The sequence below is a fragment of the Salimicrobium flavidum genome, from assembly GCF_900156645.1.
Lineage (GTDB): Bacteria > Bacillota > Bacilli > Bacillales > Halobacillaceae > Salimicrobium > Salimicrobium flavidum.
In genome coordinates this window covers 459,894-485,162 of the sequence record NZ_FTOC01000001.1, presented here as the reverse complement: position 1 = coordinate 485,162, position 25,269 = coordinate 459,894, and the positions used below count along the sequence as shown (strand labels likewise).

The 25,269-nt window shown below is 43.4% G+C and carries 25 protein-coding genes; 23 read left to right on the top strand and 2 right to left on the bottom strand.

Annotated elements, in window-relative coordinates; translation table 11 throughout:
* Both coaD and BW944_RS02505 read left to right on the top strand, forming a co-directional pair.
* Positions 1-486, top strand: coding sequence for a pantetheine-phosphate adenylyltransferase (gene coaD / locus BW944_RS02510; RefSeq protein ID WP_076556762.1), 486 nt, complete (start codon positions 1-3; stop codon positions 484-486).
* 314 nt (positions 487-800) lie between these two features.
* Positions 801-1,814 (top strand): SepM family pheromone-processing serine protease, encoded by a 1,014-nt coding sequence (locus BW944_RS02505; RefSeq protein ID WP_076556761.1) that lies wholly within the window; start codon positions 801-803, stop codon positions 1,812-1,814.
* A gap of 251 nt (positions 1,815-2,065) precedes the next feature.
* Here BW944_RS02505 and BW944_RS02500 read toward each other — a convergent pair whose 3' ends face one another.
* The gene (locus BW944_RS02500; RefSeq protein WP_076556760.1) at positions 2,066-3,265 is read right to left on the bottom strand and encodes a nucleotidyltransferase; all 1,200 of its coding nucleotides are present in this window, start codon (positions 3,263-3,265) and stop codon (positions 2,066-2,068) included.
* 144 nt (positions 3,266-3,409) lie between these two features.
* On the opposite strand from BW944_RS02500, the gene BW944_RS02495 reads away from it, so the two are divergent.
* The 3 genes from BW944_RS02495 to BW944_RS02485 all read left to right on the top strand — a co-directional run bounded on the left by BW944_RS02495 (position 3,410) and on the right by BW944_RS02485 (position 5,179).
* Positions 3,410-3,925 carry a YceD family protein gene (locus BW944_RS02495; RefSeq protein WP_076556759.1) on the top strand — a complete coding sequence of 172 codons (516 nt, stop codon included), beginning with the start codon at positions 3,410-3,412 and terminating at the stop codon, positions 3,923-3,925.
* A 48-nt stretch (positions 3,926-3,973) separates the two neighbouring features.
* Entirely contained in the window at positions 3,974-4,147 is a 174-nt protein-coding gene (rpmF, locus tag BW944_RS02490; RefSeq protein WP_076556758.1) for a 50S ribosomal protein L32, read from the top strand.
* A 282-nt stretch (positions 4,148-4,429) separates the two neighbouring features.
* Entirely contained in the window at positions 4,430-5,179 is a 750-nt protein-coding gene (locus BW944_RS02485) for an enoyl-CoA hydratase/isomerase family protein (RefSeq protein ID WP_076556757.1), read from the top strand.
* A gap of 88 nt (positions 5,180-5,267) precedes the next feature.
* Here the strand turns inward: BW944_RS02485 and BW944_RS02480 are convergent, their stop codons facing one another.
* Positions 5,268-5,750 (bottom strand): N-acetyltransferase, encoded by a 483-nt coding sequence (locus tag BW944_RS02480; protein WP_076556756.1) that lies wholly within the window; start codon positions 5,748-5,750, stop codon positions 5,268-5,270.
* Between the two features lie 167 nt (positions 5,751-5,917).
* Between BW944_RS02480 and BW944_RS02475 the strand changes: the two genes are divergently transcribed.
* The 18 genes from BW944_RS02475 to BW944_RS02390 all read left to right on the top strand — a co-directional run bounded on the left by BW944_RS02475 (position 5,918) and on the right by BW944_RS02390 (position 24,949).
* Entirely contained in the window at positions 5,918-6,292 is a 375-nt protein-coding gene (locus BW944_RS02475) for a DUF3397 domain-containing protein (RefSeq protein ID WP_234983098.1), read from the top strand.
* Between the two features lie 134 nt (positions 6,293-6,426).
* Entirely contained in the window at positions 6,427-8,046 is a 1,620-nt protein-coding gene (gene bshC, locus BW944_RS02470; protein ID WP_076556754.1) for a bacillithiol biosynthesis cysteine-adding enzyme BshC, read from the top strand.
* Positions 8,047-8,147: 101 nt separating this feature from the next.
* A complete protein-coding gene (mraZ, locus tag BW944_RS02465; protein WP_076556753.1) occupies positions 8,148-8,579 on the top strand; it encodes a division/cell wall cluster transcriptional repressor MraZ in 432 nt (143 codons plus the stop codon).
* Positions 8,580-8,600: 21 nt separating this feature from the next.
* Positions 8,601-9,578 (top strand): 16S rRNA (cytosine(1402)-N(4))-methyltransferase RsmH, encoded by a 978-nt coding sequence (gene rsmH, locus BW944_RS02460; RefSeq protein WP_076556752.1) that lies wholly within the window; start codon positions 8,601-8,603, stop codon positions 9,576-9,578.
* Entirely contained in the window at positions 9,575-9,940 is a 366-nt protein-coding gene (gene ftsL / locus BW944_RS02455; protein WP_076556751.1) for a cell division protein FtsL, read from the top strand. The genes rsmH and ftsL overlap by 4 nt, the downstream gene beginning before the upstream one ends.
* Before the next feature lie 19 nt (positions 9,941-9,959).
* Positions 9,960-12,101 carry a penicillin-binding transpeptidase domain-containing protein gene (locus tag BW944_RS02450; protein WP_076556750.1) on the top strand — a complete coding sequence of 714 codons (2,142 nt, stop codon included), beginning with the start codon at positions 9,960-9,962 and terminating at the stop codon, positions 12,099-12,101.
* A 270-nt stretch (positions 12,102-12,371) separates the two neighbouring features.
* Complete coding sequence (locus BW944_RS02445) at positions 12,372-13,838, top strand: UDP-N-acetylmuramoyl-L-alanyl-D-glutamate--2,6-diaminopimelate ligase (protein ID WP_076556749.1); 1,467 nt, start codon at positions 12,372-12,374, stop codon at positions 13,836-13,838.
* Entirely contained in the window at positions 13,835-15,184 is a 1,350-nt protein-coding gene (locus tag BW944_RS02440; RefSeq protein WP_076556748.1) for a UDP-N-acetylmuramoyl-tripeptide--D-alanyl-D-alanine ligase, read from the top strand. The genes BW944_RS02445 and BW944_RS02440 overlap by 4 nt, the downstream gene beginning before the upstream one ends.
* A gap of 34 nt (positions 15,185-15,218) precedes the next feature.
* Entirely contained in the window at positions 15,219-16,205 is a 987-nt protein-coding gene (mraY, locus tag BW944_RS02435) for a phospho-N-acetylmuramoyl-pentapeptide-transferase (protein WP_076556747.1), read from the top strand.
* Entirely contained in the window at positions 16,202-17,542 is a 1,341-nt protein-coding gene (gene murD / locus BW944_RS02430) for a UDP-N-acetylmuramoyl-L-alanine--D-glutamate ligase (RefSeq protein ID WP_076556746.1), read from the top strand. The genes mraY and murD overlap by 4 nt, the downstream gene beginning before the upstream one ends.
* A 352-nt stretch (positions 17,543-17,894) precedes the next feature.
* Complete coding sequence (locus BW944_RS02425; protein WP_076556745.1) at positions 17,895-18,737, top strand: cell division protein FtsQ/DivIB; 843 nt, start codon at positions 17,895-17,897, stop codon at positions 18,735-18,737.
* A gap of 210 nt (positions 18,738-18,947) precedes the next feature.
* Entirely contained in the window at positions 18,948-20,258 is a 1,311-nt protein-coding gene (ftsA, locus tag BW944_RS02420; RefSeq protein ID WP_076556908.1) for a cell division protein FtsA, read from the top strand.
* Between the two features lie 39 nt (positions 20,259-20,297).
* Positions 20,298-21,452 (top strand): cell division protein FtsZ, encoded by a 1,155-nt coding sequence (gene ftsZ / locus BW944_RS02415; protein WP_076556744.1) that lies wholly within the window; start codon positions 20,298-20,300, stop codon positions 21,450-21,452.
* A gap of 341 nt (positions 21,453-21,793) precedes the next feature.
* A complete protein-coding gene (gene pgeF, locus BW944_RS02410; protein WP_076556743.1) occupies positions 21,794-22,588 on the top strand; it encodes a peptidoglycan editing factor PgeF in 795 nt (264 codons plus the stop codon).
* 14 nt (positions 22,589-22,602) lie between these two features.
* A complete protein-coding gene (locus BW944_RS02405; protein WP_076556742.1) occupies positions 22,603-23,298 on the top strand; it encodes a YggS family pyridoxal phosphate-dependent enzyme in 696 nt (231 codons plus the stop codon).
* Positions 23,295-23,735, top strand: a complete 441-nt coding sequence (locus BW944_RS02400) for a cell division protein SepF (RefSeq protein ID WP_076556741.1) — start codon at positions 23,295-23,297, stop codon at positions 23,733-23,735. Before BW944_RS02405 ends, BW944_RS02400 begins: the two co-directional genes overlap by 4 nt.
* A 6-nt stretch (positions 23,736-23,741) precedes the next feature.
* Positions 23,742-24,005 (top strand): YggT family protein, encoded by a 264-nt coding sequence (locus BW944_RS02395; RefSeq protein WP_076556740.1) that lies wholly within the window; start codon positions 23,742-23,744, stop codon positions 24,003-24,005.
* A gap of 179 nt (positions 24,006-24,184) precedes the next feature.
* Positions 24,185-24,949 carry a YlmH family RNA-binding protein gene (locus BW944_RS02390; protein ID WP_076556739.1) on the top strand — a complete coding sequence of 255 codons (765 nt, stop codon included), beginning with the start codon at positions 24,185-24,187 and terminating at the stop codon, positions 24,947-24,949.
* Positions 24,950-25,269 lie beyond the last annotated feature (320 nt).

Genomic DNA, 25,269 nt, shown 5'->3' with positions numbered 1-25,269 from the left:
ATGTCACGCTTAGCGATTTGTCCGGGAAGCTTCGACCCGATTACATATGGACATCTTGATATCATAGAAAGGGCCGCTCGCGTATTCGATGAAGTGAGAGTCGTAGTCTTCAATAATCAGAGTAAGTCCCCGCTTTTTTCGGTAGAAGAAAGAAAAGAGCTGATTGAAGTTTCAACGTCCGAAATACCTAACGTAACTGTGGATAGTTATGGTGGATTGCTGATGAACTATGCTGAAGATGTGGAAGCAGTTGCAATTATACGAGGTCTTCGTGCTGTAAGTGATTTTGAATACGAGATGCAGATAACCTCGATGAATCGCAAACTGAATGAAAAAATCGAAACTTTTTTTGTAATGACAAATAATCAGTATTCATTTTTGAGCTCGAGTATCGTGAAGGAAATCGCCAAATACCACGGGGAAATTACCGATCTAGTTCCGAAAGTGGTGGAAGATGCTTTAAAAGAAAGGTTCAAACAGGGATAAGAGGCGCGCCGTTTTATAGTAACAGTTCAAACCCGAGGTAAGCTTCCACTTGTAGAGATGAAAATCAACAAGGAACGATGATAGAAGCAATAATTAAATAGGAATCGATGAAAATGCGTGAAAATGTTGGTTATTATTATTTTTACGCATTTTTTTATGTGATCTCTGCTACCCCAACTGAGTAGTGGAGTGATCAAATTTCTGTGAATCTCGATATTTTTTCTCTTTCCGGCTGATTTCTGTACTTATTAAAAAAGCCCATGTAAAATAAATATGTATTATTCTAAGTGTAGTTTGGGAAGGGGTCTTTTTTAATGCAAATAAACAAGCGGACGATGATTGCTGTTGTGATTACAGCGGTGATTACAGCTTTATTATTTTCATATCAATTACCGTATTATGTATATAAACCCGGTTCAGCCGAAGCCCTGGATCCGGTTATCGAAGTAGAAGGCGGATATGCAAGCTCCGGGGATATGCACCTCGTTACGATCCGGGGAGGGCAAGCTACAATTGTGCAATGGGCTCTTGCTCAAATCAGACCATATTATGAATTGATGCCCCTGGAGCAGGTGAGACCGGAGGGAGTATCTGAGGAGGAGTATTTCCATGCACAGCTTCAAATGATGGAATCCTCCCAGGAAGCCGCACAAGTAGTTGCTTATGAAGAAGCGGGGAAAGATATCGATATTCAGTATGAAGGTGTTTATGTGATGCAAGTAATGGAAGGGATGCCGGCTACCGATCGTTTGCAATCAGGTGATCGGATTATTGAGGTGGACGGGCAGGAAGTGAAGGAATCCACGGACCTCATCGATTATGTAGAAGAGAAAGAAGCCGGAGAGAGCGTTTCGCTCCTGATCGAAAGAGAAGATGGAACATTAACCAGGGAGGTAGAGCTTGCACCATTTCCAGATGATGAAGAAAGAGTAGGGATAGGGATTTCGCTTGTAACCGACCGCTCAGTAGAAGTTGATCCGAATGTTACCGTCGAGAGTGGAGATATCGGAGGTCCGAGTGCCGGTTTGATGTTTTCGCTGGAAATTTATGATCAGCTCATAGAAAAGGATTTGACGGACGGCCGCCAAATTGCCGGGACAGGAGAGATCAACTACGAAGGAGAAGTGGGAAGAATCGGAGGGATCGATAAAAAAGTGGTAGCAGCAGATAATGAAGGTGCTTCTATATTTTTCGCTCCGAATGAAGAAGGTGCAGAAGAGTCGAACTATGAGGTAGCTAAGCAAACAGCAGAGGAAATCGGGACAGACATGGAAATCGTACCTGTGACATCTTTTGAAGATGCTGTTACTTATCTAGAAAAAAATTGAGAGGGGGATACGCCCTCTCAATTATTAATTTTGGCTGTGTTATCTGTTAAAACCTATTGTTGATTTCAAAACGGAGGGTGGCGACTCCAACTGAAAGTCAAGCAGATTAAGACTCCCACAAGGGACGAAGAGGCTGAAGCTTTGTACGTGGGAGGCACCCACCTGTCCCATTGAAAAAGCAACAACTAAAAGTGAGAGAGCCTTCTTGTCCTGGAAGAATCCCTTTATAAAAGTGGAATGGTTCAAGGGAACTAATAGAACACAGGTGGCATCTTCTCCCGGCGATAGCTGTCGACCCTGTTTTCCCCAGATAGAGGGTACAGGTAAGCTTTTTGTGCTTTCAGATCCAGGGTGAAGAGTGGATCCTCGAGTTGCTTTAATTGAGTAACTACAGGCACTTCGAAATCTTTTTTATGCTGCGAAAGATATTCACGCCCCCGGTCGTTCATCCCTAGAACTCTCACATAAGATACAGGCTTTTCGAGAAGCCTGCTGTCAGTTTTCTTTATATTAGTAAGCAGATGGATGAATAGTCGCTGTAACCTTGTCCAGGTATACCTTTTCGTTTTTACCGTATGCATGAGATCATGGAAGGAAGAACTCACATCAATCGCTTTCAGTAATCTGTGTTCCAGTCCTTCATCGACTCCTTGTATCATACGTAATTCTTCCGGAGAAGAAGTCCATAGCAAGTGTTGTATCAAAGGGAAATATATTTCCAGTGAATGCCACACCTGTTTTTCATCCCGATATGCCTGGAGTGCTTTTGAAGTGAAGGTGGGCAGGGTTTCGGAGGCTTTCTTTGTGATTTCCCCGTATTTATGTAAGTTCTTGCGGATGCTTGTGGCACTTGCAATCGTCCCTTCAATCGTTTCGTCATGGTAATCACTTTCGACCCGAGTAATAGTCTCCGGTGTAATGGATGGGGCATAACGATTGATGGCTTTGACATAGCTGTACCCCAGAATGTTGTTCGGGCGGGACAAATCGATTTCGCTGATACCGATAGCTTCATAAGCGAGTCTCGAGGACTCGGGGTATGAATTCCCTTTTTCCAAAAATGAGGTGAGGATGGAATCGAAGGAATCCCTCTTATCCTCCCACGTTTTGTGTGCGGTGAGAAACGGTTCTATAGTCCCCTGTTCACTGCCGAAGCAGATCGAGGATACATGTAAGTTCGCCAAAGTTTCGACGGCTCCCTTGCTGAAGTAGTCTCCATGCTGGACTGCGAAGAGATGAGGGAGTTCTACGACTAAATCGACCGATGCTTCAAGGGCTGTCTTTGTACGTTCCCATTTATCGATGATCGCTGGTTCCCCCCGTTGAAGGAAAGGACCGCTCATGACTGCAATAATGCAGTCTGCTTCCGTGGTTTTACGGGTCTGTTTGATATGGTGTAGATGACCGAGATGCAAAGGGTTGTATTCGACTATAATACCTGTGGCTTGCATGGAATCTTCCTCTCCTGTATTATTTGCACTTCTGTTTCATCTATTTTAACATTAGGTAAACACATTCATATGGTGTAAAGAAAAAATGTTGACAAAATACTGATTTGGTTTTAAAATTACTCTTGTTGTCATGAGGTGATGACCATGAAATTTCCTATACAAAAAGTAAAACAGGCAGGGGATAAACCCTTCTATTTTGAAGGGGATGTAGATATCTCTTCTTTGGAAGAAGCGAAAAATGACATTCGCAAAATCGCCCCTGTTTCAGTAAGTGGCCAAGCCGAGATGAAAGGGGATGAACTCGAGGTATCGATGAGCATCGAAGGAGATATGATTCTTCCTTGTGCCAGAACTCTCGTTGACGTTCCGTTCGTCTTTCATATCCAGGCAGAAGAGTACTTTAATCTTTCTCCTTATTATGAAATGGAAGACGATTCGGAAGTGCATCCTCTTCCCGGAGAAGTGCTTGACTTGACTCCTTATATCAAGGAGAATGTGCTATTGGAGGTTCCTTTCCGTGTGTTTGCGGAGAATCCTGAAGATACCCCTCCTCAAGAAGGAGATGGGTGGGAAGTTGTGGAGGAAAAACCACAATCCGAGGAGAAAGTGGATCCCCGATTAGCGAAATTGGAATCATTATTAGATGACAAAGAGAAATAGAGTTAGTAACACGACTTTCTCTATTATTCATAAAGGAGGTGTACAGCAATGGCAGTACCTAAGCGCAGAACGTCGAAAAAGGTGAAGAATCAACGCCGTACCCATAAGAAATTGAGTGCTCCTAAATTGGCTGCGTGCCCAAACTGTGGAGATATGACCAAGCCGCACCGCGTGTGCAGTTCATGTGGTCAATACAACGGAAAGCAAGTTGTAGAAGCATAAAGAAAAGCCTGTGATTGCAGGCTTTTTTTTATGAGGTTATTTACCTTTTTGTCTCTGTTAAAGCCGGTTGTTGATTTCGGAACGAAGGGGGGGAGACGCCTGCGGAAATGGCATGAACGGAAAATCACCGGAATCGACAATAGTGAGATTCCGGAAGTTTACGTCATGCCCGCGGCAAGCTTCCACCCGAAGAGACGAAAATCAACAATAAACGATAACAGAGCCAACTTTTTTAGAGTCTGGAATGATAGAGGAAGAAAAACCCACTTAGAGGAGGGGCCTATGGAGACGGTTGAAGTTACAAATGAAAAAGATATAGTAATCGTTACTCTTGACAGACCTTATAAAAGAAATGCTGTAAACCGAATAATGATCGAAGAGTTGAAGCAGGTCATCGAACAAGTTAAATATGATGAAAATCTGAAGGCTTTCGTGCTTACTGCAAAGGGGGAAGACGCCTTCTGTGCAGGAGGGGATTTAAGAGATCTTCACGGAGAGCTATCGAAGGAAGAAGCTTTTGCTCTGCTCTCACAGATGAGGCTTGTCTTGTACGACATAGCCACTTTGCCTGTACCTACCCTTGCTCTTTTGAACGGGGAAGCGCGTGGAGGAGGTTGTGAACTTGCCACTGCGTGTGATCTGAGGATTGGAAAGAATGGGGATAGTTACGGGTTTGTGCAAGGTAAGCTGGGTATTATTCCTGGCTGGGGTGGAGGCGCCCTTTTATATGAGAGGATATCAAGTGAAGAGACGTTCCGCTGGTTGATGAGAAGTGAAATGCTGAAATCCTCAGAAGCCCTTCGCATAGGCTGGTTACAGGAAGTTTCGGACTCCCCTGATTTCACTCTTTTCAGTGGAAAATCCAAAGAGCAGCTTAGGTTTTGGAAAAAACAATTTCTGAAAAGGCTGAACGAGCAAAGGCTTTATGAAATGATGGAGGAGGAGACCCGCCAGGCTTCTGAACTTTGGGGGTCGAAAGCTCACAAAGAGGCGATCCAGGCCTTTTACGATAGGAACCAAAAGCGGGGATAGTCTTGAGCGGATCGGTCACTCATATAAAAAGACAGCTGAGAGTCGCTCTTATCGAAGGACTCCCTGCTGTCTTTTCTCTATGGAGATTCTATTCTTCTACCTGTTCGTGAACACCTTCAGGCAACCAAAGCAATGGATTTTCTCCCAGGTCTCTTTCCACTTTGTACGTAGCTTTTTGAAAACCCATGCGCTCCCAGAAGCCGTGTGAGTTTATGCGGGGATTCGTTTTGATAGGGAGCTTGTAGCTTTTGGCGAATTCTACTAGCTGCTGTCCGTAGCCTTGTCCCTGATAATCTTTCAACACTTCAAGCTTCCAGAGCTCCATGTAATCCTGGGGAGGGTCGAAGTAGTTGTCGTATTTTGCCGGAATCCGGTAAAGGCTCATGCGAGCAATTAAAGCGTTACCTATATAAATTCCAAAAAAAGGTGATTCACTATTGTTTTCTACGATATTACTTTGTAAATCTTCGAGCATGGTAAGCTCCTGAATCCCATACTCTTTGAATCTTTTGAATTCTTCAAGTGTTTTATAATTAATAAGTAAGGGTTGGACTTGTGTAGTGATACCCATAATGTACCCGATTCTCCTTTCGACATTCGATCTTCTACATTTAATTATAGTATAAAAATTTTCAGAATGAAACGAATAATCCCTTCCTTATTTATTCTGCCATCACAAGGAAAAGTTTGCTACAATAGAATCTGGATTTATAGAGAGAGGTGATTCGTGTGACCAGTATGTTTGCTTTTATTGCGGCTATTATTATAACTATGCCGCTATTGTTCTATGTTCTATTATACATATGGTTTCATAAATGGACGAATAATAAAAGAAAAGCTTTTCGGGGAGCGGTTCATCTGACTGCCCCTGTAATTGTTGTGGCGGTGTATCTACTGTTGAACAACCTGGTGGATAGCGGGTTTGGCGGCTGGGTAATCGTAGCTTTACTCATTCTATTGGGAGTTTCTCTTATTATCCAGTACAGGACAACCGAAGAAATAAGGTTAGGGAAAACGTTCAAAGGATTGCTGCGTCTGACTTTTCTGGTATTTTCATTTGCGTACCTATTTCTCATTTCGTATGGACTGATGCGGGTAATACTTTCCTCCTGAGTGCTCTGACTTGAAATCAGTGATCGATCCCTACAGTATCCTCTGTAAACAGAATAGATGAATGCATTTTGATTATTATGTACAATGTGATGAGAATAGTTGATACATAGGTGCGTATAAAAGGAGAATGTGTGATGAAAATAGATCCGGTACAGTTCGGAGAAAAAAATCCATTGATGAGAGATTACCGCTCTCATTTTGAAAAAGTTGAGAATAAATTCGATTACCACCCGTTTGAAGAAAAATCCTGGAGTAGTCGATTAGAGGAACTGAAGAATCGATCTTTCAAAAGGGAAGAATTATCGGAAGTATTGAAAAAGATGAATGAGGCATATGGCGCAGGTCCTTCCACTCTGGCTCACATCGAAAGGTTGAAAGAAGATCATGCTACTGTGATGATCGCTGGTCAGCAAGCAGGTCTTCTCACCGGCCCGCTTTATACCGTCAATAAAGTCATTTCGGTCATAGAAGCAGCGAAGCAGAAAGAAAAATCTTTAGGAGTACCTGTCCTTCCGGTTTTCTGGATCGCTGGGGAGGACCATGATTTTGATGAAATCAACCACGTGTATTTGAACAGAGACGGACTGAAAAAGCAGAAGGTCGCACAGACCACAGATGGGAAAACGTCCGTTTCCAACGTGGAGCTGGATAAAGATGCTATGGTTGATTTCGTTGAAGAATGTTTCAGACAGTTACCTGAATCCTCCCATACGCGAAGAGTGTATGAGTATATTAATGAAGCTTTTGAAGAATCCCGTACCTATACTGATTTTTTCGCCCGTCTATTGGTAAGTTTATTCGGCGAGCAGGGGCTGATTGTAATGGATGCTCATGCCCCCGCTATTCGAAATATGGAAAGTGATTACTTCATCCAGATGATAGAGCATAACAAAGCTATATCATCAGGCGTTTACACAAAAGAGCAGGAAAATAGAAGACAGGGATATCCGGTTTCACTCGAGACGGAACCTGAGGACGCTCATCTTTTTTATCATAACAATAATCAACGTGTGTTGTTGATGCGTCAGGGAAAAGGGTTTGTCGGAAAACAGGGAGAACTGGAAATCAGCGAAGAAGAACTGTTGATGGTGGCCGAAGAAACACCCGAAAAGTTAAGCAACAATGTGGTCTCTCGTCCACTGATGCAAGACTTGCTTCTGCCTTGTCTGGGGTTTATCGGCGGTCCGGGAGAAATCACTTACTGGTCGGTACTTGGTCCTGCTTTCTCTGAATTGTCCATTAAAATGCCGCCGGTACTACCCCGGCTCAGTTTCACTTTCATTAACGAAGAAAAACGGTTGAAAGCCAAAAGGGAAGGTCTCGATCTTTATGAAGTCGTCCGTTACGGGTTGGGAGAAGAGAAAATGAATTATCTGGCTTCGCAAACGACAATTCCCATGGAGGAATTGAATAAAGAAGCGAAAGAAGAAATTTCACGTCTTCATTCCCCTTTTAGAGAGGAAGCCGAGAAAATCAGTCCGGATGTAAAAGCTTACGCAGATAAGAATCTTGAATATATAGAAGCTCTTATCGATGATATGGGAGAACGGATTTCAAAAGAAAAACAGAAACGGTATCAGAAAACATTGGAATTCTACACAGAATTGGAAGAACTGCTGCGGCCGAAGGGAGGGCTCCAGGAAAGAATCTGGAATCCGCTTCCTTTCCTCAATGAATATGGATGGCATTTCTTTACGGAGATCCCTGAGTATAATTGGGATTTCAGACAACAACATTATTTCATTTATAACTGACCCTACTTTTAAAGTGGGGTTTTTTTCGTTTTCCGTTAGTTTGCTGTGGTACATAGTGGAGGAATGTGGTACGCTTGAAACAGAAGGTGGGGGTCATCTAAATGTTAATGGGAGAATATCGCCACAATTTAGATTCAAAAAGCCGATTGATTGTCCCGAGTAAATTGAGGGATTCTCTTGGTGATTCTTTCGTGGTCACCAGAGGCTTGGATGAATGTCTGTTTGTTTATCCACCTTCTGAATGGGAGAGGCTTGAAAAGAAGCTTCAATCACTCCCCTTAACAAAAAAAGACGCCCGCGCTTTTGCCCGCTTCTTTTTGTCAGGAGCAATGGAAAGTTCACTTGATAACCAGGGGCGCCTCCACATCCCCCCACCACTCAGGCAACATGCATCGCTTGAGAAGCAGTGTGTAATAGTGGGGGTTTCCACAAGACTTGAAATATGGTCAGAGGAAAAGTGGGAGGTTTATATGGAAGAGTCCCGTCAGTCCCTGGAGTCGTTTTCAGAGAATTTGTTGGATCTTGATTTATGAATAATAGAAACGAGTGAGATTATGTTCGATCACTACAGCGTATTAAAAGAAGAGACTATTGAAAAATTGAATATTCGTCCGGAAGGTGTGTATGTCGATTGCACCTTAGGGGGCGGGGGTCATAGTGAAGAGATTGCCAAGCGTCTCACATCTGGTCATCTATATGCTTTTGATCAAGACGTGAATGCAATGACGGCCGCCAAAACCCGCCTTGCAGACTATGAAGCTAACATAACCTACATCTCAGCCAATTTCCGTGATTTGGAAAAAGAGCTTATGGATCATGGTGTAGAGCAGGTGGACGGTATTCTTTACGACCTCGGGGTTTCAAGCCCTCAGCTCGATGTAAAAGAAAGAGGGTTCAGTTATCACCAGGACGCCCCTCTTGATATGAGAATGAATCAGAATGAAAGTATCAGTGCTTATGAGGTCGTCAATGAATGGGCTTATGAAGACCTGGTCCGAATTTTCTTTAAATACGGAGAAGAGAAATTTTCAAAACAAATAGCCCGTAAGATCGAAAAACGAAGAGAAGAAGGACCGATCACTTCTACCGGAGAACTTGTAGAGCTGATTAAAGAAGGTATACCTGCAGCAGCCCGAAGAAAAGGTGGACATCCTGCGAAACGGGTTTTCCAGGCTATACGGATTGCTGTAAATGACGAGCTTGGTGCTTTTCTTTCCTCCCTCGACCAGGCCGCACGTTACATATCAACAGGTGGGAGAATCGCAGTAATAACCTTCCACTCCCTGGAAGATCGTATTTGTAAGCAAGCTTTTAAGCAGTGGAGTACAACTCCACCCCTCCCCAAAAATCTTCCTGTAATTCCAGATGATAAACAACCGCCTTTCGAACTTATCACGCGGAAACCGGTAGAAGCAGTGGAGGAAGAATTGGAAGAAAACAGGAGATCGCGATCAGCAAAGCTACGAGTTGTCGAAAAAGTAAGACCCTGGTCAGGAGAATTCAATTTTGAGAAAGGGCGGAAAATGACATGAGCATAGAAAAGGTAAGAGCTTCTCAAACGGAAAGACAACCGGAAAGAAAACAGGTTAAAGTTAAAGTAGCTAAGAAAAAGTGGATTAGTACAGGAGAAAAATATCTCTATTCGATAGTAAGCGGAGCGGTGTTGTGTGCATGCGCTTATGTAATCAGCTTTTCTAGTGCAACAGATTCACTGAATCGTGACATTGAAACACTCGAAGGAAATTTGGAGCAGCAACAGTCCGTAAACAGCTCTCTTTCCTATGACGTGGAACAGCTGAAAAATCCCGAGAGAATACTTGATGTCGCCAAAAAGCACGGGCTGGACATCCAGCAATCTCAAGTGAAACAGGCCGGTACAGTATCGTCAGACTGAAAATCTGGAGGCTCACAGCATGAAACATAAAAATACAACCCGGGGAGCTTCCCTTCTCTTATTGTTGTTCGGTCTCGCATTTCTAATTATTGCCGGACGGTTTCTCTACATCCAGTCTACGGGGGCGGTTCAGGGTGTTGATCTTGAAGAATGGGCCGATAAGAAACGGACGAGTTCTTATACGATCCCTGCCGAACGTGGGGAGATCTACGATAACAACGGGATGGTACTTGCATATGATCGTCCGACTTATCGGTTGCAGGCGATTGTCGACCCTGATTACTCCGATAATCTTCCCGAGCCTGAACATATAACCGAACCCGAACAAGCGGCCGAAGTTATCGCAGAATACCTGGCTATTGAGGAAAAGAAAGCTGTCGACCGTATAGTGGAGGCTCGTGAAGAAGGACGATTTCAAGTTGAATTCGGAAGCGCCGGCCGTGATATCCCTAAAGATGAAAAAGAAGAGATAGAATCTGCATTGAAAGAAGCGGAAGTATCCGGTGTTACTTTTGAAGAAGAGACGGAACGTTACTACCCTAACGGAACCTTCGCTTCACATATTATCGGCTTCGCCCAGTCCACGGATGATGGAGTGGAAGGGGTGACCGGTGTGGAGAAATCCATGGAGGAATATCTTAAGGGGGAAGACGGAAGCATCTCTTATCAACGTGATAAGTACGGAACAGAGCTTCTGGATCCTGAGCAAATTCTGAATCCTCCTGAAGATGGGGAAGACGTGTATCTGACCATCGACCAGAAGATCCAGACGTTCCTTGAAGATGCTCTTACTCAGGTGGAGAAGGAGTATGATCCTTCAAAAGTGATGGCGGGGGTGATGGACCCGGATACCGGAGAAATCCTGGCGATGGGTAACAGACCGGCCTACAACCCTAATAAGCGGAGTGACGTAGAGAACTGGTACAATGATATGATCGCTTATCCATTCGAAGTAGGTTCGACTATGAAAATGTTCACCTGGGCTGCGGCTATGGAAGAGGGAGTTTACAACGGTTCGGAAACTTACCAATCGGGATCATACTCCGTCGGTGGGTCTACGATATCGGATCATAACGACTCGGGATGGGGAACCATCACATATGATGAAGGGTTGATCCGTTCTTCAAATGTGGCAGCTGCGAAGCTCGGTTATGAAAAATTAGGACCTGAGAAGTTCGGTGAGTATATTGATAAATTCGGACTTAATGAAAAGACCGGCATCGACCTTCCCGGAGAGAAGACAGGTACGATTTTGAATGATAAGTCCATTGAAACTGTAACTACAACTTATGGGCAAGGCTCAACGATGACACCTATTCAACTTCTCACTGCAGCTTCCTCCATTGCCAATGATGGAAAAATGATGAAACCTTACGTGTTTGATTCTATAAGAGAAGCGGATTCTAAAGAAGTGATTACAGAAAATGAAACATCCGTCCTTGAAGAACCTATTTCCAAAAAGACTTCAGAACAGATGAGAAATCTATTGAAGCAGGTCGTCACCCATGAGAACGGAACAGGAAAACCTTTTGCTCTTGAAGACTTTTCTGTAGCTGGTAAAACCGGAACAGCGAGTATTTCGGAAGGGGGATATCTTGTAGGAAGGAATAATTACACATTTTCTTTTCTCGGGATGGCTCCTGCAGAGGATCCGGAACTTGTGATGTATGTCGCAGTGCGACAGCCTCAGCTCGAGAACTCTGAGGTCGGGTCTGATCCCGTCTCCCACATTTTCAAAACAGTGATGCAAAACAGTCTTCATTATCTGAATATATCACCTGATCAGAACGAACAGGTGAACGTTGAGAAGGTGGATATTCCTGAACTTGAAGGGAAATCGTTAGAAGAAGCAAGAAACTCACTGAAGGCATTTCAGGAAGTCACCGTGGTCGGAAGCGGCTCGACGGTAGAAGCTGTACTTCCGCAATCTCAGGAACAAGCGGTCAGCAGTGAGCATGTGATCGTAATTACTGATCAACCTACAATGCCTGATATTACTGGATGGTCACAGCGGGAAGTCCAAAGACTTGCAGATTACTTTGACCTTTCGCTTGAAGTAATGGGGAACGGGTACGTCACAAAGCAGAGTATTAAACGAGAATCTGCTTTAACAGACTCCAAGTACCTGGTTATTGAACTTCAACCTCCCGAAAGCCAATAGCAGTGTCCTGGATGTTTTCTCCTACATTTGTATAAGTAATGGTTGTGGGATATCTCCTCTGCCGTACTTGCTATGTGTGTAGTCAGAAAACTTTCAGGCGCTGTATTTTTTGTGAATAATAGGGGAGCTTCTGATGGATGGTGGTATTTCAATTTCTATTAAAGCATCCGCTTTTTGATCATGCGGATGCTTTTTCTGACCAAAAGTAAAGATGTTTTTGATATAATAAGTAAGAATGTGTTTTTTACTAAGATAGTTAGGATGAATACAATGAATTTACAAGAACTACTTACTTCCGTTCCCTTTTATCAAACGTACGGGGAAATTGATAAGGATATAACAGGTATTACTATGGACTCCCGGCAAATAAAGCCGGGTGACTTATTTATTTGTATCAAAGGGTTCGAAACGGATGGTCATCAATATATTACTTCAGCCATCCATGCAGGAGCAGCGGCAATCGTCGCTATGCATCATGTGGAGATGGATATTCCGCTTATCGTAGTTTCTGATACGAAACGTGTTATGGCCCAACTCGCCTCTTCTTTTTACGGGAATCCGACTCGAGAAGTGGGACTGATCGGGGTGACCGGGACTAATGGTAAAACGACGATCACTTATTTGTTGGATGAAATTTTCACAGAGAATAAGATGTCCACAGGAGTCATTGGCACGATTCAGACCAAAATAAACGGGAAGTCCTACGGAGTCTCGAATACTACACCGGACTCTGTGAGTCTCAATGAATTTTTCTTTGAGATGAGAAAAGAAGAGGTGCAGACTGCAATGATGGAAGTCTCCTCCCATGCTCTCGATCAGGGGAGAGTGTATGGGCTTGATTTCGATGTGGCTGTTTTTACGAATTTGAGCCAGGATCATCTTGATTATCATAAGGATATGGATGATTATTTGAGGGCTAAATCCTTGCTTTTTGCACAGCTTGGCAACCATTATGAACAAGGTCGTGAAAAATATGCCGTAGTAAATATAGATGACCCTGCTTCACACATATTGATAAAGTCAACAGCGCAGCCTGTACTTACCTATGGAGTCGAACAGGGGGATGTCCATACCCGAAACATACACATGGATGAGACGGGTGTATCCTTTACGATGATCACACCTGTCGGAAATATCCAGGTTGACAGTGGTCTGATGGGGCATTTCAGTATATATAATATGCTCGCAGCAGCTGGAGCTGCTATAGTACGAGGAGTCCAACTGGAAGTGATAGTTGCCGCTTTTTCCAAAACGAAAGGCGTGCCGGGGCGGCTTGAGCCTGTATTTGCTGGGCAATCTTTTGGGATTGTCGTTGATTACGCCCATACACCGGATTCACTTGAAAACGTCCTGAAAACACTGAAGGATGTATGCGAAGGGTACGTGAGAGTCATAGTCGGCTGTGGTGGTGACAGGGATGCAGGAAAACGCCCGAAGATGGCAGACGTAGCTATGAAATTTGCCGATGATGTATTCTTCACTTCCGACAATCCGAGATCTGAAAATCCCGAGAACATTCTCGATGATATGACGGGTCATTTAAAAGGTGAATTCCATCGGATCACTGATAGAAAAGAAGCGATTGAATCAGGCATAGCTTCCTGCAGGAACAAAGATATTCTGCTTATAGCAGGGAAAGGTCACGAAACATACCAGGAAGTGGATGGTATGAAATTGGAATTCGACGATCGGAAAGTTGCAACGCAGGCTGTAAAGCAAGGGAGACATAATAAATGATAATTACGACTGGACAACTGACCTCCCTCTTTGAAGAGGGTAAGGGTGGAACGGATAAGAATATCAGAATTGAATCTGTCATGACAGATACACGAATAGAACAAAAAGGCAGTCTTTTTATACCTATTGTCGGAGAAAACTTCGATGCTCATTCATTTCTTGATAAGGCGATAGAGAACGGCGCAGTAGCTGCACTTTGGCAAAAAAACATGGAATTTCCAGCAGACATCCATGAAGATTTTCCCGTATTTTTCGTGGAGGATACCGTCAGTGCCATGCAGTTGCTTGCGAATGAATATATTCGGCGCATTCAGCCGACTGTAGTAGCTGTAACAGGTTCAAACGGCAAGACGACTACAAAGGATATGGCTGCTTCCGTCCTCTCTCAGAAATTTCGTACTCATCACACGAAGGGCAATCTGAATAATCATATCGGAGTTCCGCTTACTATCTTTTCCATGCCTGAAGACACTCAGGTGCTCGTGCTGGAAATGGGGATGAATAATAAAGGGGAAATAGAAGTCCTGAGCAATATTGCGCGACCTCATTATGGTATTGTGACCAATATCGGGGAATCCCACATTGAACAGTTGGGAAGCAGGGAGAACATCGCTGCTGCGAAACTGGAAATAACTTCAGGGTTTCGTGACGACGGTGAACTGATTTTCGATGGAGATGAAAAGCTGTTAAAAGGGACAGATGGTCTTTCTTGCGGCTTCTCGGAAAACGTTGAATATAGAGCGAAAGAAATCTTCCTTCATGATGAGGGCAGTCGATTTCTGGTGGAGGGTCACAGATATCTTCTTCCGCTTGTTGGAAAGCACAACGTGAAGAATGCAACATATGTAATCCTGCTAGCAAAAAAACTGGGGATGGATGCCGCAGAGATTCAAAAAGGGTTCGATTCCCTATCTATGACCGGGATGAGACTTGAAAAACTGAACGGAATGAAGGGGTCTCATGTTTTCAATGATACGTATAATGCTTCACCGACTTCTATGAAGGCAGTGATTGAATTTGTGAGAACTTACAAAACAAAGTCTCATAAAGTGCTGGTGCTAGGGGATATGTATGAACTTGGTATGCATTCCAAAGAGCTTCATGCTCAAGTTGCGGAGGCGATCACTCCTGAGATCGATATCGTTATGACTGTAGGGGATGATTCCAAAGCGATTTCGGATAAAGTAGCTACGATCTTCTCTTCTATTACAACGAAGCATTTCAGAGAGAAAGGACCTTTGATCGAGGAACTGAAATCCGTGGTAGGAGAGCAAAGTATCGTCCTGGTGAAAGCTTCGAGAGGAATGAAGCTGGAGGAGATAGTAGATACTATTGTGAAAGATTAATGTTCGGTAAGAGGCTTAAGGAGGAAATATTGAAATGAATGAACTTTTATTACTGTCAATCATGGGAATAGCCTTTACAATGACAGTCGCTCTGTTCCCTGTGGTGATCCCATTTTTGAGACGACTGAAATTCGGTCAGGAAATTCGTGAAGAAGGACCTTCTTCACATCAGAAGAAAAGTGGGACGCCTACAATGGGAGGGGTTATGGTATTGTTTTCAGTCACCCTGACCATGTTAGTGTTTCTACCATTCTTTTATTCAAATGGAATAGGTATGGAAACGACCCTGTTATTGATTGTTCTACTGGGTTATGGTCTGATCGGATTTCTCGATGATTATATAAAAGTAGCTAAAAAAAGAAATCTCGGACTTACATCAAAGCAGAAAATGCTTATGCAGCTGGTAATTGCTACAGTAGTATACATCATACTTCTGGCAGGTGATTTCAATACAGCCATTCATATTCCTGCTACTTCCTTTTCGATAGACCTCGGTATAGGATACGGAGTACTTCTTCTCCTTATGCTTGTGGGAGGCTCGAATGCTGTCAATCTGACGGACGGTCTGGATGGTTTGCTTGCGGGTACGGCCTCGATCGCTTTTGGGGCCTTCGCTATACTCGCATGGGCTGTGTCGGGGGACGTGGAAACGGCGTTGTTCGCTGTAGCGGTCGTTGGTGCACTTCTCGGGTTCTTAGTATTTAACGCGCATCCGGCTAAGGTCTTCATGGGTGATACCGGATCGCTTGCGCTTGGAGCAGCAATAGCTATGATAGCTATTCTCCTTAAGATGGAATTGTTGCTCATCGTAGTCGGAGGTGTGTTCGTCCTCGAAACCCTTTCTGTGATTATACAGGTCGCTTCTTATAAAACCACGGGTAAACGTGTGTTTCGAATGAGCCCCCTTCACCACCATTATGAACTGAAAGGCTGGTCGGAGTGGAAGGTAGTGACAGCTTTTTGGGTAGCCGGTCTGTTATTCGCAGTACTTGGAGTATCGATGGAGGTGATGGTCGGATGAAACAATTGAAAAATTTCCCTTATAGTAGTGCGCTTGTAGTTGGTCTTGCAAAGAGCGGTTTCGCAGCAGCAGAACTCCTTCAAAACAGCGGGGTGAAGACTGTGGTCAACGATCTGAACGCAGATGAAGATAGCGAGCAGGCAGTAAGTCTGAAAGATGCAGGAGTCTCATTAGTCACAGGGAGTCATCCGTTTGAGCTGTTGGACAAGGCTGAAATTCTCGTCAAGAACCCGGGCATCCCTTATGAAAATGAAATGATCAGTGAAGCTCTCCGAAGGGAAATCCCCGTTATTACAGAAGTGGAACTGGTCTCTTATTTGCATGAAGGTAAAGTCATCGGTATTACTGGTTCGAATGGGAAGACCACTACTACGACTCTCGTGCACCGTATGCTTGAGGCTGATCGAAAAGGTGTATATGTAGCCGGTAATATCGGAGAAGTTGCATGTGAGGTTGCTCAAAGAACTTCACCGGAAGATATAATGGTGATAGAGCTATCTTCTTTTCAATTATTGGGGACGATTAATCTTCACGTAGATATAGCGGTGTGGCTGAATCTGTTCGATAGTCATCTCGATTATCATAAAACAAGAAATAATTATATTTCCGCTAAAGCGAAAATACTTCAGAACCAAACTTCAAAGGACAAATTCATCTATAATAGGAATGATTCGACAGTGAGTCCTTTTCATCAAAATACTTTCGCCGAGTCCGTGCCTTTCACTTTATCATATGAAGAGACTGGGGCCTCTGCCGATACTGCTTTCATCTATTTCAATGGAGAAATAGTAGCTGAAAGGGAGAAAATCGTCCTTGTCGGCGAACATAATATACAGAATTGTCTTGCTGCTGTAGCAGCCTGTAAAAGTGTAGGAGTTTCGAACGATGCTATCCAGTCGGTGTTGTACAGCTTTCAAGGGGTAGCTCATCGCCTGCAGTACGTAGATTATAAACATGGGCGTTACTTTTACAATGATTCTAAGGCTACAAATATCCGTGCTACAAGCTATGCGCTTGAAGCATTTGAGAAACCGGTAGTGCTTTTGGCCGGCGGGCTGGACAGAGGAAATTCTTTTGATGAGCTGAGTCCTTATCTTGCGGGGGTGAAGCGCCTAGTTCTATTCGGAGAAACAGCCTCAAAACTTGAAATTCTTGCCAAGAGTCTGGATATTCCTTTCATAAGAGTGAAGAGTATGGATGAAGCCGTCACCAAAGCTTATGATGCTTCTGAAGATGATGAAGTGATATTACTTTCACCAGCTTGTGCCAGTTGGGATCAATATCGTACGTTTGAAGAAAGAGGAGACGAATTCATAAATGCTGTGCTTAACCTTTGACGGAAACATGTAGATGATTTTTTCCTCCGGTTTCTGACAAAGAGGCCGGAGTTTCATTGGAAAGTATTCTATTGCCTTTCACTCGTGTTATCTATCAATGTGAATCAAAAGCGAAGAATACCTATGGGCCGATCTCTTCTTCACTGTTGTTAAGCGCTTTCAGGGAGGTTTCATGTTTAGAGGTTTGCTGGTGATTTGACGAGGGAAGAAGAGAAGTTGGAAGTTTCCTTCTATTTTTTTCGATTTCCTCTCCCAATCGTCGCCGCAGGAGCCTTAACATATGATATAATAAATTAGAAAACATCTATACTGGCTGGGTATCAAGCCTACCCGTACATAAGGGGTTCCTTAGATGAAGAAAGAAAAGAATGTCGTTTCGATTGAAGAACGGATTCCCCAATTGAAAAAACGGCGAAAAAGAAAAGTGAATCGACAGCTGATTCTATATTTGACCATTCTATTTTTGTTGATAGGAATTGTCATTTATCTTCAGACTCCGCTCAGTCATGTAAGGAATATTGAAGTGAGCGGGAATGCAGAAGTTACAAAAGAAGAGATTGTAGAACTCAGTGGTATAACTGAGAATAGCAGTTTATGGGGAATCGACCGCTCAAATGTTTCAGACAAATTGACTACTCATCCAGAGATCAAAAATGCTGAAGTGGGTCGTAATTTTCCTGCAAATGTTACAATTTCGGTAGATGAGAGAGAAAGAATCGCTTACGTGAAAAATGGAGAAAGCTACGCGCCTATCCTTGAAAACGGAACTATTCTGGATGAACTTGTTGAGAATCCAGGAGGAGACGCCCCGATATTTTTCGGCTTCCCGGATAAAGAGCATCTTAAAGAGCTCACCTCTGAACTGAGTGACCTTCCTTCAAGTGTGTCCAGCTTAATTTCTGAGGTTCATTGGGTGGAAGAAGAAGAATGGGACAAGGTGAGGCTTTATATGAGTGATGGGCATACAGTACTTGCTTCCGTAAGGCATTTTTCCGAAAAAATGCCTAGTTATCCATCGATTGTAGCTCAATTGAATCCTGAAACTGAAGGGATTATTCATATCGGTGTAGGTACTTACTTCGAATCATTTTCCTCTGAAGAAGACGAAGAGGAGGAGGAAAGTGAAGAAAGTGATGTAGAAGATCCTGCAGCAGAAACTGAAGAAGAGAACCCGGAAGAAACTGTGGAAGGTTAGTAGCGGATAAAGGTTTTTCTACAACAGTGGAAATACAATAAAATACTTTTATGAAGGTCTATAAACTCACGCTTTGATTTGATTGTGGTGCAAAAGAATCACACAGTCTATCAATTCGTTTACGATTACAAAAATCGATTGTTTTAAAAAATGTTATCCTTTAATATGTGACATACTTTCATGGTCGTTAACAGGAGGTGCGCTATAGTGATTAATGAAAAAGAGATACTCGTGAGCTTGGATGTAGGCACGAGTGAAATAAAAGCAATCATCGGTGAAGTGGCCAATGAGTCACTGAATATCATCGGTGTTGGTACGGCTCCTTCCCTTGGTATGAAAAAAGGCGCGATTGTTGATATAGACAAGACTGTACAATCGATTCGTTCGGCCGTGGAACAGGCTGAACGAATGATTGATATGAAAATTGATAGCGTCGTAGTAGGTGTGAATGGCAACCACGTTCAGCTTCAGGATTGCCACGGGGTCGTCGCTGTCTCAAGCGAGGATCGGGAAATTGAAGACGAAGATATTACTAGAGTTATCGATGCTGCTCAAGTAGTTTCTGTACCTCCAGAGAGAGAAATCATTGATGTCATTCCTAAAGAATTTATTGTGGATGGCCAGGATGAGATTACTGATCCTCGTGGAATGATTGGTGTTCGTCTGGAAATGGAAGGGACGATTATTACTTGTACCAAAACGGTATTACATAATACCCTTCGTTGTGTTGAAAGAGCTGGTCTACAGGTTACGGATGTGTGCCTTCAGCCTCTGGCTACCGGTTCGGCTTCTCTATCTGAAGATGAAAAACATCTCGGTGTGGCACTTATGGATATCGGCGGAGGATCGACAACTATTTCCGTATTCAAAGAAGGTCACCTGATTGGTACGGGAATGATCCCTCTCGGGGGAGACAACATTACAAAAGACTTATCTGTCGGGTTACGCACTTCTACAGAAGAAGCAGAAAAAATCAAAGTCGATTTTGGTCATGCTTTCTTTGATGATGCGAATGATCAGGAAACTTTCTCCGTTAATATTATTGGAAGTAATCAGCAGCAAACGTTCAATCAGCAGCAAATTTCTGATATGATTGAAGCTAGATTGGAAGAGATGTACGTCATGGTTGCAAAAGAACTTCAGCGTCTGGGTGTACGCGATTTACCTGGAGGATTCGTTCTGACGGGTGGAAGTATGAATATGCCTGGAGTGCTGGAGCTTGCACAGGATGTTTTCAGTGCTAATCTAAGGCTGGCAGTTCCTGATTATCTTGGGGTCCGTGACCCTAAATATACAAGTGGCGTAGGTATCTTGCAATTTGCCTATCGTAATGCGAAAATCCAAGGGAAGGATATCTTCCCAAGTGCTCCAAATCCTGTAAATTCAGGGAAATCTGTAACTAAACAGAAAAAAGTGCAGAAACCGAAACAAGATAAGCCTCAGAGAGAAGAGCAACAGCAGCAGAGTAAAGAAAAAGAAGAAACAGGTTTTTCGAAATTCATCAAAGCGTTTTTTGACTAAAATAAAAGAATGCGACTAGCCGGTTAGGAGGAACGAATAATGTTAGATTTTGATACGAGCATGGATCAGTTAGCTACGATTAAAGTTATTGGAGTCGGGGGTGGCGGTTCAAATGCCGTCAACCGTATGATTGAACACGGTGTCCAGGGTGTAGAATTCATAGCGGTCAACACTGATGCTCAGGCACTTAACATGTCCAAAGCTGAAGTTAAAATGCAAATTGGTAATAAATTGACTCGCGGTTTAGGTGCGGGTGCTAATCCGGAAGTAGGTCGAAAAGCGGCCGAAGAAAGTAAAGAGCAGCTAGAAGAAGCTTTGCAGGGAGCGGATATGGTGTTTGTCACTGCCGGTATGGGTGGTGGAACCGGAACGGGTGCAGCTCCGGTTATTGCTCAGGTTGCTAAAGAAGTGGGTGCCCTGACTGTCGGAGTGGTCACACGTCCATTCTCCTTCGAAGGAAAGAAACGTTCGACTCAGGCCTCCGGTGGTATTGAAAGCTTTAAAGGAAGTGTGGATACGCTCATTGTTATCCCGAACGACAGACTTCTCGAAATTGTGGATAAAAACACACCAATGCTTGAAGCGTTCCGCGAAGCCGATAACGTCCTTCGTCAGGGTGTACAAGGTATCTCCGACCTTATTGCAGTACCAGGACTTATCAACGTAGACTTTGCTGACGTGAAAACTATAATGGTTGATAAAGGTTCGGCGTTAATGGGAATTGGTATTGCGACTGGAGAGAGCAGAGCAGCAGAAGCGGCCAAGAAAGCTATCTCCTCTCCTCTTCTTGAAACTTCCATTGATGGAGCCCACGGAGTGCTTATGAATATCAGTGGCGGTACGAACCTCAGCCTGTATGAAGTCCAGGAAGCTGCCGATATTGTAACTTCGGCCGCTGATCAGGAAGTGAACGTCATTTTCGGTTCCGTCATCAATGAAAATCTGAAAGACGAGATTGTAGTAACCGTCATTGCTACCGGTTTTGATGAAGCCCAGATGAAAGAGGGACAGAATAAACCGAGACAACGCAATATTCAACAATCACAACCTGAACCTGAACAGGAAAACCGTTCGAGGGAAGAAGCAACGAGACGCGAGTCGAGAGAATCAGTGAATGAACAGCCGTCCTCTCAAGAAGAAGAAGATACGCTGGATATTCCGACATTTTTAAGGAATCGTAACAAACGTAAATAATTGTAAACCTTCCACTTGTGCTTCAAGTGGAAGGTTTTTCTCTTTGGCACTCTTAAAGCCTGATGTCCGTTTTATTGACGTTTCTGTCGCACACTTTAAAAGGAGGACTCTTCGGCTTCTTCGTTTCGCTGTAATATCTTCAGCTGTCTGATTTGTAGGCAGACGTCTCCTCCCTTCATTCTAAATCAAAACTGAAAATGAAAAGGATGGTCACTTTTATTATGATCCTGGACTGTTCTTCATATAAGTTCAGCGAAACTGATTCACCAGTGAAAATGAAGAATGATAAAGCAATGTAGAACAACTTATGATAAAATGAATGATAAATAGAGGTGTTTTTCATGTTTGTTCCTGCATCAGAAAAAATACTTGAATTAAAAAATACGGATTCCGCTATTAAATCAGGTTTCACTACACGCCGGGGAGGATTTTCTGCTTACCCGGATCAATCTCTCAACCTTGGCCTTCATATTGGGGATGACCCTTCTCTTGTTCTTAAGAACAGGGAGGCTGTAGCAAAAGAGGTGGGCGTTCCACTTTCAAACTGGGTTTTCGCAGAGCAGGTCCATGGTACTGAAATACAGGTTGTTTCCACAACGGAAAGAGGAAGTGGAGCAAAAGAGTTACATACAGCTATCGAGGGTGCGGATGGGCTTATCTGCAAGGATGAAGATATACTCCTTGCCTGTTTTTACGCTGACTGTGTGCCACTTTACTTTATGGATAAAAGTACTGGATGGATTGGGATAGCTCATGCTGGCTGGAAGGGTTCCGTGAACGGACTGGCTGGGAAAATGGTCCGGAAACTGATTTCAGAAGGAGCACGCAAAGACTCGCTGGAGATGGTGATTGGTCCTTGTATATCCAGAGAAAAATATGAAGTGGATGATTGTGTAGCGCATCAGATACAGGAGCGGTTCCGTGTTGAGGTACTTGAATATATAAGACCTGACACGTGGATGCTTGATTTGAAAAGACTGAACCGGGAGATTGCTATAGATAGTGGTATGAGTGAAAAGAACAACCATACTTCAGAATATTGTACGTATAAAGAGGAAGAGTTATTCTTTTCCCATCGGAGAGACCATGGATATACCGGCAGAATGCTCGGCTATATCGTCAGGTCTCGCTTGTGAAAGGAGTAAGAGCAGTGAACGTAAAAGAAAACGCAGAAAAAATCAAGAATACCATTGAAAATACCTGTGCTTCGGTTGAACGTGACCCTGAAGACGTTACGGTTATTGCAGTAACGAAATATGTAAGTACAGAAAGAGCTGAAGAAGCGATTGATGCTGGCATTGTAAATCTGGGGGAGAACCGCAAAGAAGGTTTTCTTGAAAAGCAAAGGGAAATCGGGAATAAAGCTACCTGGCATTTCATAGGATCTCTCCAGTCGAGAAAAGTAAAAGATGTCATTGAGCATATCGACGTTCTCCATTCCCTGGATCGTAAGTCCTTGGCTAAGGAAATCAATAAACGTGCAGAGACGTCCATTTCCTGCTTTGTACAGGTGAATATCAGCGGCGAAGAATCGAAACATGGAATCAATCCCGGAGACGTTCATGCCTTTATAAAAATGCTCAAGGATTATCCAAAAATAAATGTCGTAGGGCTGATGACGATGGCTCCTCATGTTGAAGATGAAGAAAAAACCAGGGGGATCTTCCGCAAACTGCGTGCGCTTCGGGACGAAATTAAAAATGAGGGTTGGCCCCACGCACCTTGTGAATTTTTGTCTATGGGCATGAGTAATGATTACACGATTGCCCTGGAAGAAGGGGCTACACACATTCGACTCGGAACGAGCCTTGTGGGGAATGAGACAACAGGAGGTGAATCATCTTGAGTATGAAGAATAAATTCAAATCTTTCTTTACCCTTGATGAAGATTATGAATATGTCGAAGAAGACGTATATGAAGATGAACAATCAGAAACACCCGCGGAAAAGAACAGAAACGGTAAAGAACAGAATGTTGTCAGTTTGAAAAGTGCCCAGAGATCTTCTAAAATGGTTTTACACGAACCGAGAAATTATAGTGAAGCACAGGAAATCGCTGATGAACTGGTGAGTCATCGTGCTGTCGTGATTAATCTGCAGCGGGTCGACCATGATCAGGCTAAACGGATCGTCGATTTTCTGAGTGGCACCGTGTATGCTATAGGAGGAGATATTCAGAAGCTCGGCAGTCAGACCTTTCTTTGTGTTCCTGATAATGTCGAAGTAACAGGGTCTATATCAGAAATGATGCAGAACGAGGACGATTTTAATAGAAGGTGGTAATGCGTTGTGGATTTGATTTTTTCTCTTTTGATCAATGCTATTCAAATTTATAGTTGGTTATTGATCATCTATATTCTTATGTCCTGGTTCCCTGGAGCAAGAGATTCCTCATTCGGCCAGGGACTGGCGAAAGTTACGGAGCCCTTCCTGGAACCGTTCCGTAAAATCATTCCTCCACTTGGAATGATTGATATTTCTCCGATTGTAGCTATTTTGACGCTGAATTTCGCATCAAGAGGGATTCAACAACTTTATTTTATGCTTATGTAGTAATGGAAGGAGCAGGAGGCAGGGCTTTCTGTTCTTTCTTTATATGTGGTTTTTTACGTGAGTAAGGAAGGCTGGACTTGAATTAGGCAGGATTGGATTGGGACGAGGTGCTCTGTAACGTCCTTTTTGCAGTTACTGTACATAATAATCGAAACTTTAAAAAGGAAGCAGGAGGTCCTATGGACGTTTATCAGCACTTTAGAAAAGAAGAGAGACCGTTCATCGATCAAGTGGAGGCATGGAAATCGGATGTTGAGATGAGGTTTGAACGAAAACTGACTGATTTTCTCAACCCGAGAGAGCGTCGGATAGCATATTCTCTTTTAGCTAACACCGATTTACAGATAGCTGTTTCCGGGCATGAAGAAGAAAGAATGCGGATGATTATTGCTCCTGAATACGAAATGATCGATGCGGAGGATTTTCAGGTAACGTTGCTGGAAGCTTCTTACCCGGAAAAATTTATGAACCTCGAGCACCGGGATGTGTTAGGGGCATTTATGTCCCTTGGAATCAAACGCGAAAAACTTGGTGATCTTGTAGTTCGAGACGGGTTGATACATATACTGGTAGCTTCCGAGATATCTGAATATATCAAAATGCAATTGACTCAGATAAAGAAAGCGAATGTCACTTGGGCGGAAAAATCGCCTGAAGAACGGATGGTTTCTGAAGAAGAATGGAAAGATTCCTTCGCTACTGTGTCTTCCCTGCGCCTGGACGTGGTGTTGAAAGAAATATATCGTATGCCGAGGAAAAAGTCGGTGATGCATATTCAAGCGGGCCATGTGAAAGTCAACTTCCGTACTGTTGATGACCCCTCTTTTATTCTAGAAGAAGATGATCTTCTTTCTTTGAGAGGAAAAGGAAGAAGCAAGCTCACTGAAGTGATGGGACAGACAAAAAAAGAAAAGTGGCGAATCACTTTTTCAGCGCTGAATTGATTTCTGATTTAAGTGAATTGATTATAAAAGGTTCTGTTAAATCCTGTTGTTGGTTTTTGGAACGAAGGGTGGAGACGCCTGCCAGAGGCAAGCTTCCACCCATAGAACGAAAACCAACAATAAACCATAACAGAGACGTTCATGCAAAGATATTTGCAACATGGTACATGAAAATTTTCGGGCTCTGTTAGTATTTGAGTTTGATAGGGTGGATATAGAGAAAGGCGGCGACTCCGACGGGAAGAGCAATAGCTGAAGACCCCACAGGGAACCGAGGAGGCTGAAGCATTGCCCGCGGAAAGCGTCCGCCTGAATATTTA

Bases quoted from the DNA above. Each gene is read 5' to 3' on its own strand.
- pgeF (WP_076556743.1), top strand. From the start codon at position 21,794: ATGTTTGTTCCTGCATCAGAAAAAATACTTGAATTAAAAAATACGGAT.
- mraZ (WP_076556753.1), top strand. From the start codon at position 8,148: ATGTTAATGGGAGAATATCGCCACAATTTAGATTCAAAAAGCCGATTG.
- BW944_RS02440 (WP_076556748.1), top strand. From the start codon at position 13,835: ATGATAATTACGACTGGACAACTGACCTCCCTCTTTGAAGAGGGTAAG.
- BW944_RS02450 (WP_076556750.1), top strand. From the start codon at position 9,960: ATGAAACATAAAAATACAACCCGGGGAGCTTCCCTTCTCTTATTGTTG.
- BW944_RS02485 (WP_076556757.1), top strand. From the start codon at position 4,430: ATGGAGACGGTTGAAGTTACAAATGAAAAAGATATAGTAATCGTTACT.
- BW944_RS02425 (WP_076556745.1), top strand. From the start codon at position 17,895: ATGAAGAAAGAAAAGAATGTCGTTTCGATTGAAGAACGGATTCCCCAA.
- coaD (WP_076556762.1), top strand. From the start codon at position 1: ATGTCACGCTTAGCGATTTGTCCGGGAAGCTTCGACCCGATTACATAT.
- rsmH (WP_076556752.1), top strand. From the start codon at position 8,601: ATGTTCGATCACTACAGCGTATTAAAAGAAGAGACTATTGAAAAATTG.
- ftsL (WP_076556751.1), top strand. From the start codon at position 9,575: ATGAGCATAGAAAAGGTAAGAGCTTCTCAAACGGAAAGACAACCGGAA.
- BW944_RS02390 (WP_076556739.1), top strand. From the start codon at position 24,185: ATGGACGTTTATCAGCACTTTAGAAAAGAAGAGAGACCGTTCATCGAT.
- mraY (WP_076556747.1), top strand. From the start codon at position 15,219: ATGAATGAACTTTTATTACTGTCAATCATGGGAATAGCCTTTACAATG.
- rpmF (WP_076556758.1), top strand. From the start codon at position 3,974: ATGGCAGTACCTAAGCGCAGAACGTCGAAAAAGGTGAAGAATCAACGC.
- BW944_RS02475 (WP_234983098.1), top strand. From the start codon at position 5,918: ATGTTTGCTTTTATTGCGGCTATTATTATAACTATGCCGCTATTGTTC.
- bshC (WP_076556754.1), top strand. From the start codon at position 6,427: ATGAAAATAGATCCGGTACAGTTCGGAGAAAAAAATCCATTGATGAGA.
- BW944_RS02500 (WP_076556760.1), bottom strand. From the start codon at position 3,265: ATGCAAGCCACAGGTATTATAGTCGAATACAACCCTTTGCATCTCGGT.
- BW944_RS02495 (WP_076556759.1), top strand. From the start codon at position 3,410: ATGAAATTTCCTATACAAAAAGTAAAACAGGCAGGGGATAAACCCTTC.
- ftsZ (WP_076556744.1), top strand. From the start codon at position 20,298: ATGTTAGATTTTGATACGAGCATGGATCAGTTAGCTACGATTAAAGTT.
- BW944_RS02445 (WP_076556749.1), top strand. From the start codon at position 12,372: ATGAATTTACAAGAACTACTTACTTCCGTTCCCTTTTATCAAACGTAC.
- BW944_RS02480 (WP_076556756.1), bottom strand. From the start codon at position 5,750: ATGGGTATCACTACACAAGTCCAACCCTTACTTATTAATTATAAAACA.
- BW944_RS02505 (WP_076556761.1), top strand. From the start codon at position 801: ATGCAAATAAACAAGCGGACGATGATTGCTGTTGTGATTACAGCGGTG.
- murD (WP_076556746.1), top strand. From the start codon at position 16,202: ATGAAACAATTGAAAAATTTCCCTTATAGTAGTGCGCTTGTAGTTGGT.